This is a genomic window from Psychrosphaera algicola, from assembly GCF_028401425.1.
Lineage (GTDB): Bacteria > Pseudomonadota > Gammaproteobacteria > Enterobacterales > Alteromonadaceae > Psychrosphaera > Psychrosphaera algicola.
In genome coordinates this window covers 2,841,613-2,854,521 of record NZ_JAQOMS010000002.1, presented here as the reverse complement: position 1 = coordinate 2,854,521, position 12,909 = coordinate 2,841,613, and the positions used below count along the sequence as shown (strand labels likewise).

The 12,909-nt window shown below is 39.3% G+C and carries 11 protein-coding genes and 3 pseudogenes; 6 read left to right on the top strand and 8 right to left on the bottom strand.

From position 1 onward, the window contains the following. Positions 1-59 precede the first annotated feature (59 nt). Together hslR and hslO are read left to right on the top strand one after the other, a co-directional pair. Positions 60-455: a ribosome-associated heat shock protein Hsp15 gene (gene hslR / locus PN838_RS15595; protein ID WP_215964167.1), complete on the top strand. Its 396-nt coding sequence runs from the start codon at positions 60-62 to the stop codon at positions 453-455. A gap of 6 nt (positions 456-461) precedes the next feature. Beyond that, positions 462-1,346, top strand: coding sequence for an Hsp33 family molecular chaperone HslO (gene hslO, locus PN838_RS15590; protein ID WP_215964166.1), 885 nt, complete (start codon positions 462-464; stop codon positions 1,344-1,346). A 48-nt stretch (positions 1,347-1,394) separates the two neighbouring features. On the opposite strand, the gene PN838_RS15585 is transcribed toward hslO, so the two are convergent. Then, positions 1,395-1,985 carry an FMN-binding negative transcriptional regulator gene (locus PN838_RS15585; RefSeq protein ID WP_272181246.1) on the bottom strand — a complete coding sequence of 197 codons (591 nt, stop codon included), beginning with the start codon at positions 1,983-1,985 and terminating at the stop codon, positions 1,395-1,397. A gap of 52 nt (positions 1,986-2,037) precedes the next feature. Further along, positions 2,038-2,529: a TlpA family protein disulfide reductase gene (locus tag PN838_RS15580; protein ID WP_272181245.1), complete on the bottom strand. Its 492-nt coding sequence runs from the start codon at positions 2,527-2,529 to the stop codon at positions 2,038-2,040. Positions 2,530-2,656: 127 nt separating this feature from the next. On the opposite strand from PN838_RS15580, the pseudogene PN838_RS27450 reads away from it, so the two are divergent. Further along, positions 2,657-4,295: pseudogene (locus PN838_RS27450) on the top strand (M28 family metallopeptidase). Between the two features lie 62 nt (positions 4,296-4,357). On the opposite strand, the gene PN838_RS15570 reads toward PN838_RS27450, so the two are convergent. Both PN838_RS15570 and PN838_RS15565 read right to left on the bottom strand, forming a co-directional pair. Further along, positions 4,358-4,726, bottom strand: coding sequence for a DUF3718 domain-containing protein (locus PN838_RS15570; protein WP_215964162.1), 369 nt, complete (start codon positions 4,724-4,726; stop codon positions 4,358-4,360). Positions 4,727-5,110: 384 nt separating this feature from the next. Then, a pseudogene (locus PN838_RS15565) lies at positions 5,111-7,365 on the bottom strand (acyl-CoA dehydrogenase). A 324-nt stretch (positions 7,366-7,689) separates the two neighbouring features. On the opposite strand from PN838_RS15565, the pseudogene PN838_RS15560 reads away from it, so the two are divergent. Next, a pseudogene (locus tag PN838_RS15560) lies at positions 7,690-8,752 on the top strand (YifB family Mg chelatase-like AAA ATPase); the annotation flags it as partial. A gap of 135 nt (positions 8,753-8,887) precedes the next feature. Then, a complete protein-coding gene (locus PN838_RS27445) occupies positions 8,888-9,148 on the top strand; it encodes a magnesium chelatase subunit ChlI family protein (protein ID WP_370661113.1) in 261 nt (86 codons plus the stop codon). On the opposite strand, the gene PN838_RS15555 is transcribed toward PN838_RS27445, so the two are convergent. From PN838_RS15555 to PN838_RS15540, 4 genes are all read right to left on the bottom strand, one after another. After that, positions 9,145-9,483, bottom strand: coding sequence for a Rossmann-fold NAD(P)-binding domain-containing protein (locus PN838_RS15555; protein ID WP_272181244.1), 339 nt, complete (start codon positions 9,481-9,483; stop codon positions 9,145-9,147). The two genes, PN838_RS27445 and PN838_RS15555, sit on opposite strands and share 4 nt — an antisense overlap. A gap of 55 nt (positions 9,484-9,538) precedes the next feature. Next, positions 9,539-10,132, bottom strand: coding sequence for an NAD-dependent epimerase/dehydratase family protein (locus PN838_RS15550; protein ID WP_272181243.1), 594 nt, complete (start codon positions 10,130-10,132; stop codon positions 9,539-9,541). Positions 10,133-10,138: 6 nt separating this feature from the next. Next, complete coding sequence (locus PN838_RS15545) at positions 10,139-10,951, bottom strand: Rossmann-like fold-containing protein (RefSeq protein ID WP_272181242.1); 813 nt, start codon at positions 10,949-10,951, stop codon at positions 10,139-10,141. Positions 10,952-11,032: 81 nt separating this feature from the next. Further along, positions 11,033-11,440 carry a GFA family protein gene (locus tag PN838_RS15540; RefSeq protein ID WP_272181241.1) on the bottom strand — a complete coding sequence of 136 codons (408 nt, stop codon included), beginning with the start codon at positions 11,438-11,440 and terminating at the stop codon, positions 11,033-11,035. 155 nt (positions 11,441-11,595) lie between these two features. On the opposite strand from PN838_RS15540, the gene PN838_RS15535 reads away from it, so the two are divergent. Next, complete coding sequence (locus PN838_RS15535) at positions 11,596-12,174, top strand: DUF922 domain-containing protein (RefSeq protein ID WP_215964156.1); 579 nt, start codon at positions 11,596-11,598, stop codon at positions 12,172-12,174. Positions 12,175-12,909: the final 735 nt, after the last annotated feature.

Below are 12,909 nucleotides of genomic sequence, written 5' to 3'. Positions count from 1 at the left end.
AACTATGCTACATTCTGCCGGAATTTTTTATACCTGCATGAAGTAAACAGTTACATATTATGTCTGAAACAAAAGTACGTCTCGACAAATGGCTTTGGGCCGCACGCTTCTACAAAACTCGTTCTGTAGCTACAGACATGATCAATGGCGGAAAAGTTCATTATAATGGTCAAAGATGTAAAGCTTCAAAGGCGGTAGAGGTTGGAGCAGAAGTGAAGCTACGTCAAGGATATGACGAAAAAACTGTTGTAATTAAAGTTGTTGAACAAAAACGTCAGAACTTTACGGTAGCCCAAACGCTTTATGAAGAAACTCCCGCGAGTATCCTCCATCGTGAAGCGCAACAACTTGCCCGAAGCTCTAGCGCCGCTATGTCACCTCGTCCTGATAAACGTCCTGACAAAAAACAGCGTCGCACCCTAATTAATTTTAAAAATTCAGATAAATTTGAGTAAGCCAAAATGACAGACCAAAACAATCCAGACTTGTTACACCGTTATTTATTCGAAAAGTACCATGTACGTGGTGAATTAGTTCAAATAAATCAAAGTTTTAATTCAATGCTTACCAATCACAATTACCCAGATCCGGTAAAGCGTATATTGGGCGAATTGTTAGCGGTAACGAGTTTAATGACCGCAATGTTAAAATTTGAAGGTGAGATTAGCGTTCAAATTCAAGGTGATGGCCCTTTAAGTTACGCTGTAGTAAATGGTAATAACCACCAGCAACTGCGAGCAACGGCAAAATTCAGCGACGATGTTACCGACGGCGATATTCAACACCTTATTGGCAATGGTTTAATGGTCATCACAATTGCGCCAAAAAATGGCGAGCGTTACCAAGGTGTTGCCGCATTAGATAAGCCGACATTGATGGAGTGTGTTGAGCAATACTTTGTCAGTTCTGAACAATTACAAACTCGAATTTGGTTAGCGACTGATATTTCAGGTGGTGATCATAAAGCCGCTGGGATTTTGCTGCAGGTTCTTCCAGTGGAAGAAAAAGCTAAAGATGACTTCTATCATCTTGAAGCACTAACGCAAACTATAAAAGATGACGAGCTATTAAACTTACCGCCAGAACAAGTGCTGATCAGACTTTATCATGAAGACAATCCAGAAATGTTTGCGCCACAGGAAATTACCTATGAATGTGGTTGTAGCCGTGAAAAAACGGCTAATACCATTCGCCAGTTAACTTTAGAAGACGCAAAAGCGTTGATCGAAGAACGTGGCAACATCGAGATAATCTGTCAGTTTTGTTTAACACCGTATTTGTTTGACAGTATTGACGTTGAAGCCGTATTTAGTGCTTCAAATGAAGAACCTGATTCGATTAATTAGGTCATCGATTGCCACTTTAAAATTGAGTTCAGGCTTTAGCTCCTGAACTCAATTACAGTTTATTTTCTTTTTCATCGCTTCCGCAAGTTTGGTATTGCCTTCTTTATTTAACGCATTAATCACATTAACTTGGTCAACCCGACTGCGGTTTTGGCTTAACTTACTTTTTGCTTGAATATCTGTGATTTCAATTTCCAACAAAGTGATGGCACGTAACATTTTATCTGGATACTCTGGTTGCCACGGCGCGTCATAATATCGTTCATACTTGTCGGTAAGTTGATTGACTAACTGCGTTAAGCGTTCAGGGTCACGACTTTTAGTCACTTTCCCATAAACGTTTACAGCTTGGTAATTCCATGTTGGCACACCGGCTGATTCATACCAGCTTGGCGAAACATAACCGTGTGGACCGCTAAAAGAAACCAGAACAATCTGACCATCTTCAATTTTGGCCTGCGGGTTTTGATTTGCGACGTGACAAATGAGCTTAGTTTTATCAGCATTTAGTAATATTGGTACAAAGGTAACTTCTGGTAAGTTATTAGTTGAACTAATAAGCTGCGCAAAACCATTATTTTCTATAAATTTAAACACACTGTCGTCTATATCGTGTTTAAAATGTCGAGGTACGTACACAGCAATTCCTTTTTCAATCCAAAATTTTGTTCATAAAGAATAGTACAATCGATTACTTTTCAGCTAACAAATGTTGTATTGCTTTCTCTATTTTAATTTCATCACTAGGACGAAATCCTTGATGAGCGAGTCTAACAATGCCCTTTTTATCAATAAAATACGACGATGGCATCGAACTTACGTCATATAAGCCAGCAACCTTAGCACCGTCATCATAGAGCACTTGATAGCCAACAGAATTGGTTTGCAAAAACGCTAGTGCGAGATCTTTTGATTGGTCCAAGTTAACCGCTATCACCGCAAAACCCTGATCTTTGTATTTGGAATGCAACTTATCTAATTTAGGAAACGACTCAATACAGGGTTTACACCAACTTGCCCAAAAGTCTAAGTAGACTACTTTTCCTTTATAATCTGACAGGGTTATTGTTTGATCTGAGACTAAACTAGACAACGAAAATGCCGCTGCGGGCTCTCCTTTCGTTACTGCTTTTCCACAACCTGACAAAAATACAAAAACCATTAACACTATTTTTAATTTCATTATCTTCTTCTTTTGGCAGTTAATTAGGCAAAAAATGCGATTCATTGCAGGTTATGCACTATTTATGACATATTCCACTCCGATATTAAAATGTAAAATGCTCTTTTTAATTTTATAAAAGTTCGTTATGAAAAGATTACTCGCGACATGCCTACTCACCACACTTTTAGTTAGTTGTGGCAATAAAGAACCAGAAGCTTCAACCCAAACTTCCGTTGATCAAAACTTAATTCGTGCTCATCTTGAGTTCCTCGCGGACGATCTGCTCGAAGGTCGAGATACAGGAAGCAGAGGTTACGAACTAGCCGCACATTATGTTGAAAAAGAATTTACAAAAATCGGTTTATCGCCAGCTGGTGACGAAGGGTCATTTCAGCAACGAGTTCCATTTCGTAAAACATACTTAAATCAACAAACGACAAATGCTGTTATTGAAATTGATGGCAAAAAAGTCACTCTTGATTACCCTGAACAATACATGATGGGTGGCTCTGCGAATTCAGCTCACACGGCAGTTTCGGCAAAAGCGGTTTTTGTTGGTTACGGTTTGGTCGCTGAAGAATTTGATTATAACGATTACGAAGGACTGGATGTTAAAGGCAAAATAGTTGTCAGCCTATCTGGTCGCCCTACAAGCTGGCCTTCTGAAGAAGGGGCTCATCTTGCTTCTAGTAAAGAAAAGAAGCGTTATGCTGCCGAGCGCGGTGCGGTGGGTTTTGTTACGCTACATACACCTAAACGTGAAAAAGTACGTTCTTATACTACGTCACTTAACTACCTTCGTGTCCCTTCGATGAAATGGTTAAATAGCAACAACGAGCCGTTTGGTGAATACAAACAATTAAAAGGTGGCGCTTATTTTAATCTTTCAGCTGGCAAAGTATTGTTCGAAAATGCAGAGCAAAGCTTAGAAGAGATTTTCCAACTTGATACCGACGACAAACCTATTAAAGGGTTTCCACTGAACGCAACTTTGTCTTTAGCAAAAGATTCTCGCCATGAAGAAGTCTCGGCTCCAAACATTATTGCTGTTTCTACCTGGCTCAGATCCGAAATTAAAAGATGAGTATGTTGTCTTTACTGCGCATTTAGATCACATAGGTTTTGCGCAGGATGTGACTAAAAAAGACAGAATAAATAACGGTGCGATGGATAATGCCTCAGGTGTTTCTGTGTTATTAGAAACCGCTCGTGTATTAAGTAAGTCTAACCCTCGTCGCTCAATACTATTTACCGTTGTGGCTGCAGAAGAAAAAGGTCTATTAGGCGCAAACTATTTTACAAATAACCCAACAATTCCGTTAAATCAGATGGTGGCTAACATTAATTTAGATATGCCTGTTTTACTTTATGATTTTGCCGATATTATCGCGTTTGGTGCAAACCACAGCACAATGGGCGACATCGTAGAACAAGCGGCAGGTCAATTGGGTATTGGTCTAAGTCCTGACCCAATGCCACAACAAGCGATATTTACCCGTTCTGACCACTATAACTTTGTTAAAAAAGGTATACCGTCAGTATTTTTGATGACCGGTTTCAAATCTAAAACAGAAGGTGAAGATGGCGGTAAAGTTTGGGGCGACTTTTTTGCTAACCATTATCATCAACCATCTGACTCATTAGATTTACCGATTAACTATAATGCCGCTGAAATGTTTGCCGACGTAAACATTCGTATTGGTCTTGCTGTCGCTAATAGTGACGATAAGCCTAAATGGCTTCCAGAAAGCTTCTTTGGCCGTACATTTAGTTCTTCTAAGTAACCTCAAGTAGCTAATTTTATAAGCCGTCACATCCAGTGACGGCTTATATGAGTTGTTCCATACTACTTACTGCCGATATGAACCGACCCATGTCGTTGGTCTGCAATATCTCTAATTTGAACGAAGTTATCTCGGTATGACATAAGTTTGTTTGCCACTTCAAAGTTACCCGCTGATTTAGCGAAGTCGGCCACATTCATTCCGTTGCAATAAAGCTTATTCGCAACTAAACGATAGTTTTTACTTGTGAGAACAGTCGGTGTGAAATCCGCCACCTGTCGATGCATTTTAAATTTACTTGCCGTTGCTGCAGCCAAACACAATTGGCTTTCCGGTGAATTGTCAGCAGCTTCATATTCCGACGCTACACTCGCACCTACAAAAGTCATAGACAATACAATCACGCTTACTCCATATTTTACGATACCCATATTTTTCTCCTCAGAAATAGTGTTTTACTAAGGTCGCATATACATAGTGGCGGAAAGTGAGAAAAAGGTTGTTAATGTTCTATGAACGAATGTAACGAGTTGTTTCGTTACAATTAGATGAATTTTTATCTAATCGAATAAACACAAGAGGTTGGCTGAATTTTGGACAGTGGTCTGACAAAAGACTTTTTACATTTAGGGTCGAAAAATCAGAAAAATAAATGGACTAAAAATGAATATTTATAGTTATTCGCTTAAATCAGATAACTATTCACCACTTATGTATTTGAAAATGAGGAATGGCTATTGGTCGAAAATATTGATGTTTTGATACCGAGCAAAAAAAACGCAACCGTAGTTGCGTTTTTTGGAGTCGAGAAAACATTAAGCAGATTTCAAAATTGGCTCATCGACACCGTTATTGGTCAACAACTCCATATCAAACGTATATTCGTCAACTGCGATAGCTAATTTACGTTTCACGTCGTATTGAAGTAACTCGTCTTTTTCATCAACTGATATAACGTGAACTTCAGCAGCTGCTAATACAAGTTCTTCAAACGTTAACTGTTTAACCAGTTTACCAGCACGAACGGCTTGTTTCATTTTATCCAGCAATGGTAAAACCGCAAGCTTAGCTTCATATGCTTCAGTTAGAACACTAAAGCCATCTCGACCTTTCATGCTAACAAGGTGAGTTAACTCTTTCTTAGCGCCGTCGTTTTTCAACGTTGCGTCAGACAACGTTGTGATCATTTTGTCTGATACCTTAGTTTTGCTCATAAATGGCATACCTAATTTAAGACTCAACCAATTAGCAACTAAACGGTTAGGGAAGTTATCTGAATAAGCCGTTAACGCTTCTTCAGCACGCTGTAATGCCCAAGTTGTACCGTATTCGAAATATGGTTTTAGCGCTTCACGATTGTCACTTTGGGTATAAAACTTAATGTTACCCATCGCCATAAACAAATAGCTAAGCATGTCACCTAAACGAGCAGATAGCATTTCTTTACGTTTTAAATCGCCGCCTAACACCAATAATGCAAAGTCTGATTGCACTGCAAGAATCGCTGACAAACGATTGATTCGAGTTTCAAATTCGTTAACCATTTTGTCTGGGTTTTTACCTTTACCAAAACCTGGTAAATAACCTGAACCAACTCCTCGGAAAAAGTTTTTAATACTGTATCCGATTGTGCTCTTAAACAGTTTATTAAACTGTTTGTCTGCATCCGGCTCTTCTGAGTGAATAGCAGTGATTAAATCTTGTACATGTGGGTGACAACGAGTTGCCCCCTGACCAAATATCATTAAGTTACGAGTTAAGATATTGGCGCCTTCAACAGTGATACCAATTGGCGTCGCAAAGTAAGCTGTTGCCAATACGTTATTTGGCCCCATTTGAATTGCTTTACCCGCTTGCGTATCCATTGCAGCTTGCAGAGTCGTACGACCCATTTCTGTCATATGATATTTTGCAATCGCTGTGATAACTGAAGGTTTAAAACCTAAATCGAGCGAATTAAGCACTAAGTGACGCATCGCTTCTAAATTAAATGTCAAACCACCAATCAACGCAAGTTGCTCTTGAATACCTTCAAACTTACCGATTGGCATGCCGAACTGTTCACGAATTGCTGCGTATTCAGACGTTGATTTAAGTGCTGCATGGCCTGTTGCACAGCCGTTTGCTGGTAATGAAACGCCACGACCTGCACCTAAACATGCAACTAGCATCTGCCAACCTTTACCGACATTTTTTCGCCGCCGATAACAAAATCCATCGGCACAAATACGTCGTTGCCACGTGTCGTACCATTATAAAAATTAACGCCTAGTGGCTTATGACGGTTTCCAATCTCAACACCTTCATAATCGCTAGGAAGTAATAGACAAGTGATCCCTAAGTCTGCTTCGCCGCCTAATAACCCTTCCGGGTCAAAAACTTTAACAGCCAAACCAAGGACAGTCGCAATTGGTGCTAACGTAATATAACGTTTATCCCAGGTACAACTTAACCCAATAACTTCTTCGCCATCGACAACTTGTTTCGTAACAATCGCACGATCTGGAATACCACCGGCATCAGAACCTGCTTCTGGGCTAGTTAATGCAAAACATGGAATATCTCGACCATCAACTAAGCGTGGTAAATAGTGGTCTTTTTGTTCTTTAGTACCAAAGTGCGCTAATAACTCACCTGGGCCTAACGAGTTAGGTACCATTACTGTGGTTGCTATTGGGTTACTTTTCGTCGAAATAGACGCAACAATAGTAGATGATGCATAAGCACTAAATTCTAAGCCGCCGTATTCCTTTGGAATAATGAATGAGAAAAACTTATTGTCTTTCAAAAACTGTAAAACACGAGGTGGGATATGGATACTGTCATGTACTTCCATATCATCTAACATCATTAGCAATTCAGACAATGGTCCGTCAATGAAGGCTTGTTCTTCTTCAGTCAGTTTTGACGGTGCTGTTTGCAACAATGTATCGAAATCAGGCTTACCTTGATAGATAGAGGCCTCAATCCAAGTATCACCTGCGTCTAATGCTTCCTGCTCAGTACGAGAAATTTCTGGAAGAATTTTTTGAATTTTTGTCTTAGGCTCATGTTCCGCCCCTTTATCTATCTGTTAACTGAAAATCAGTAAAATAATTGTGCCGTGATTAATTAGTATAGCTGATCTACGGCCCAACTGGTACGATGTCTTACCAGTCTATTCATATTTGACAATAATGCAACATAAAATTTGCTCAAATGAATAAAAAATATACAACTATTTATCCACTTACAAAGCTTATCTTGCTGAAATAGTACAGTTTTTGGCAAGTACAGTTCATATTTTACTAATTCAGTCTTAATCTAAGAAAATCACTTTTAAGTTAAAATATTATTAAAAAATGTCATTTTCTAGGATAAATAGCCGAGCAAAACGGGGGTTGATGCACCAGAGGTGGTCATTGAGGTGCATATTTCAAATGGATTACCCGGATTTCAAATTGTTGGTTTAGCTGAGACTTCTGTTAGAGAGGCACGAGATCGAGTCCGTAGTGCAATAATTAATAGTCAGTTTAAATTTCCACAAACAAAAATTACGGTCAATTTAGCCCCCGCTGATCTGAAAAAGAAGGTGGTCGTTTTGACTTACCTATCGCCATTGGCATACTTGCCGCTACGGGACAATTGCGCGCCGATAAACTTCATGATTTCGAATTTTATGGGGAGCTTGGTTTAAAGGGCGATATTCGCGCGATCATAGGTGAAATACCCACGGCTATTCAATGTGCAAAACTGGGTCGAACGTGTGTACTACCAGAATCGAATGCTCAACAGGCAAGTGTGATCTCTAATATAAAGTTATTAGCGACAAACAACCTATTATCTCTTTACCAGCAACTTAATGGCCAAGACCTTGAGCTCTATGTTGAAATGCAACAAGCCGAAGACAATGGACTTCACCACGTAAACCACCAAGACCTCAATGATGTCATAGGTCAGGCTGCGGCAAAACGGGCTTTGGCCATTGCCGCCGCAGGCTCTCATAACCTACTTTTTGTTGGCCCGCCGGGTACGGGAAAATCCATGTTAGCACAACGAATGACAACCATTATGCCAACAATGACAGAACAAGAAGCACTAGAAACCGCTGCCATATATTCTATTTGTGGCAAGCCCGTTACTGCCAGCAACTTATTTGAGCGCCCTTTTCGATCACCTCACCATACATGCAGCGGTGTCGCGCTTGTGGGCGGCGGTAGTTCTCCGAGACCCGGGAAATTAGTCTTTCCCATAACGGTATTTTGTTTCTTGATGAATTGCCAGAATTTGACCGAAAGGTACTTGATGTATTGCGCGAGCCGATGGAAACAGGATCAGTTTGCATATCACGGGCATCACAACAGGCTGAGTTTCCAGCCCGTTTTCAACTCGTGGCCGCTCTAAACCCGAGCCCAACGGGGAGCATTGACGATGGTCGAATGACCCACGATCAAATTTTAAAATATCTGAATAAAATATCAGGGCCATTTTTAGACCGCATTGATTTACAAGTGGATGTTCCGACACTGCCTAAAGGCACGCTAACGGCGAGCACAAACAATGAAGTTTCAAGTGCCGAAATCAAAGCACATGTGTTTGCAGCGAGAGAATTAATGCTGCGACGGCAGGGTAAAGCAAATGCGCTATTATCAAATAAAGAACTTAATCAGTTTTGTCCATTAACTGAGGCTGATTCAGAATTTTTGGAATCAACATTAGAAAAACTAAAAATGAGTATTAGGGCGTTTCACCGGATCATTAAAGTCGCAAGAACCATTGCTGACTTAGAGCAATGTGAGGAAATAAAACGAGTACATTTAAGCGAAGCGTTAAGTTACCAGGCTTTAGAACGACTTATTCGTCGTATCAGCTAGATAAGATTTTTAGATTTTAACCAGTTAAAACAGTCTGTTAACATATACTCTACAGTTACCGTGTTGTCGTAACTTAAATCGCGTACTGCTTTGTCACTTTTCGCCACGACCCGTTTTGAAACCATGGTGGCCTTTTCAGGTGTCATGTCGGGTTCTTTGTTTGTAATTAACGATAGCAAATAAGATGACTTCCCAAGCGCCATTAAAACAAGTTCCGGCACTGTCCGTTTTGGGGTGGGTTTATCTAACATAACCCCTATTTTTGTTACAACGTCTAAAAAGCTGTGATCGACACCCGCAAGAATGTAATTTTCACCCTTCTTGCCGTTTTCCACTGCATTAATATGTGCTTGTGCGACTGCTGATACATGACAGTACGAACCTTCACCTTTAGGTACGCCTTAGCAATCGCCCTTCATTAACCATTAAAAATAACTGTGCCCAATTATGCCGATCGTATTTTCCGATGATTGCACACGGATTTAAAATCACCGCATCGAGCCGTCCCTGTTCGACTTTGTTTTTAATCAGTTGTTCACCTAAATATTTCGTTTTCAGATAATTAACACCACTAGTAAGTGCCTTACTTGGCGTGCTTTCATCAATTACAGAGTCGTGAAACCCAAAAGCTGATATTGACGACGTATGAATAAATCGACCTACACCTTTTAATATTGCAACTTCACTTAATATATCAGTCGCAACAACATTAGTTTGGTATTGCCTATCGTTATTCTTTTGCCACATATTTGTATCGCCTGCGACATGAAACACAACATCAACATCCTCTGGAAATACGATTTTGAGTGTTTCTTTATCCACTAAGTCACTGACAATCAAGTTAACATCTAGTTCTTGCAAGTCGGTAAGATCAGAGCTTTTTCTGTGTAACACGGATACTCGCCAGTCCTGCTCAATTAGCAGCAATATAATGTTAATGCCTAAAAACCCACTCCCGCCTGTGACTAACGCATGACGTTTCATACTATTTCAACCTTCTTCATGTTTAGACTTTGTATTCTCACATCGTAGATACGCGCGCCATTCCTGTTCGAAATCGATCATTCGCTTATGTCTGGCCGAATTGAGATGACCTGCCTGTTCTTGTTCGGTCGCAAAAGGTCCAGCTTTACAATAACGACAGCCAGTATTGGTATAATCAATATTTTGAATTAGCTGATTACTAATTGTATGTTGTTCAATGGGAGACCAAGCATAGGTATAGGCTTTTGTTCCTTTTATAACCTTATCTCTATCGACGTTACGTAGGGTATAGCCTGTAAAGCGTCCCGCATCAAATTCCGACTTACCTAAATAACTTAAAGGCAAGTTGTCTATTAGTGTCGTTTCAATATTCCAATCGATATATGGCTTTACATCTTTTGACGTAATGTAGATCAGATTAGCACCGCCTTCCCTTAAGCCGTACTTTGTGGCGTACATTAAAAATTTCCTCAACAATATTCGGTTTCTAATATTGATTGAAGGCCCATTATTGAACGACAGCTCGGAACCAACAGCGGGCAACAGCGGAAACTGAAATATCACTACATCGTAGTAGTTCGGCAGTAACAACTTCCAACTGTCCTGCGAGGTAACATCAAACTGATATTTACAATCAATATCCAGTCGCTGTAAACCACCGATCCCATTGGTTTGATATTTTGCTAAAACCTTACCTTTTGTATCAAGAACGGTTGGGGTGACAAGTTTAACAAAGTCGTTGTTAATCATAGATAAAGAGAAACTTAAATCTCCGTCACCAACTGTTAGTACTCGCCAGTCTTTTTCTAAAATCATCATTAATATAGGGTTAACTCAGGGACATTATCCCACTTTAAAAGAAGAACTTATTTCAAATTCAAAAAATGCGCTAAATTTTAATTAGCTCGGAAAACCATCAAAGTCTTTAGCGTTGCACTCGTCCTTAGACCAACTTGCCTTTTCAGCAACAAAAATATTGGCTTGTAATTGTGTTCCTATCTTCGAATCCAAACTACCTGCAGGCACTATTAATGAGGTGTTTCGTTTATTGATAAAAGGCAACGCAGACCCACAATGACGACAAAATGACTTAGAGAACTCCCGTTCTTTGTCTTCAAAATGACTAATAGAATCTATACCTTTGATCCAGTTGATATTTTCAATAGAAGTAAATAAGTTGGAAGCAAATGCACTGCCTGTAAGCTTTTGACATTGTTTGCAATGGCATTGATAAAACGTCTTAAACTCAGATTTAAGTTCAAATTGAACTTCACCACATAGACACCCACCAGATAATAAATCGCTCATTTTAGCTTCCTACTAATTTAGTTATTGAAAAACAACAAAATGCACATTTACATTCCGTCATCATTTTACTTATTTATTATGCCAACATCCGTTGTAACTTCATTTTGTCTCAATTAAAGTAATAATCCAAAACAAAATTAATATAAGGAAATATAATGAAGCTTTACGGATTATTTATTGTTCTCCTCACAAGTAGCAGCGTATTTGCAAAAACTAAACTTATCGAAAATGACAAACCTTACAATATAAACGTTGAACAACTGCAAAACATTTTTAATAAAATAATCGAAGACCCTGAAGTGCAGATAGATGATCAGCTTTTTCATGGCGGTCAAACTTGGAAATCTACTTGGAAATTTAGCGTCCGTGGTCATGGCAGAAAGTGCCGACTAAAAAACTTAAAAATGCAGTTGGCTATTCGGTACCCGTTGCCAACGCTAGATAAACCCCTTGCAAATCCAAGTGAACAAAAAGCATGGGAACAGTATCAAGACGCACTTAAAAAACATCAACTAGGTCATAAAAAAATTGCTCTGGAAATCACAGAGACAGTACAAACTGAATTAAAGGCAATTCGTGGATTTAGAAGCTGTGACGAACTCGAAAAATTAACCTGGGAACACGGCTCCGAAGCGTTTAAAAACTATCAAATCAAACATGAAGAATATGATACAAAAACCCGCTTTGGTGTGACACAAGGTGCAGATCTAAAACGTTATTTAAATCCACATTAGGCCTTATTATTCAACGAGGGGATTGCATATGGCCATTATCTAAAGCTATCTCCTTGTTAGCCGTTAACACGTTTTGTGAAATTTGAGCTGATGGCTCAGTCGTTCTTGATACGGCCAATTAAGGTGTTTCATTTTTCACCTAATTTTCTAAATAATGGGGATATCGTTCTGACTACAAACAAATTTCTAAATCAATTGATAGCAATTAAGTAATTGGTTTTAGTTTTCCTTTGTACTCCTGTTTTGGCGACAGAAATATTAACAGGTGCAGTCCCAGACGATTCACCTAGCATCGCTCCAAGCCTCACCGCGACTAAAATAAAGTTTAATGACAATATAACTACCATTATAAATGCCAATGAAACTGTTTGGTTTCAGCTGCAGAACGTCATTCCAAAAGAGCCAAAGCGATATTTGGAACCTCCAACCAAATACAGAGGAAGTTCATAATTCGCCTTAAATTAGCGCATAGGTTCAGAACAATAAACGTCATTCCATAGCTTGTAAAATTAGTCTAGCCTTATCGATATTTGGAACCTCCAACCGTGTGCAGAGGAAGTTCATAATTCGCTTTAAATTATCGCATAAGTTCAGAACAAAAAACGTCATTCCAAAAGAGCCTTAGCGATATTTGGAACCTCCAACCGAGTGCTGAGGAAATCAACCTGAGCTTTTGAAATTGTTTAACGCCAGAACGAAAAAATCCCTTGAACTTTCGTTCAAGGGATTTCTCGA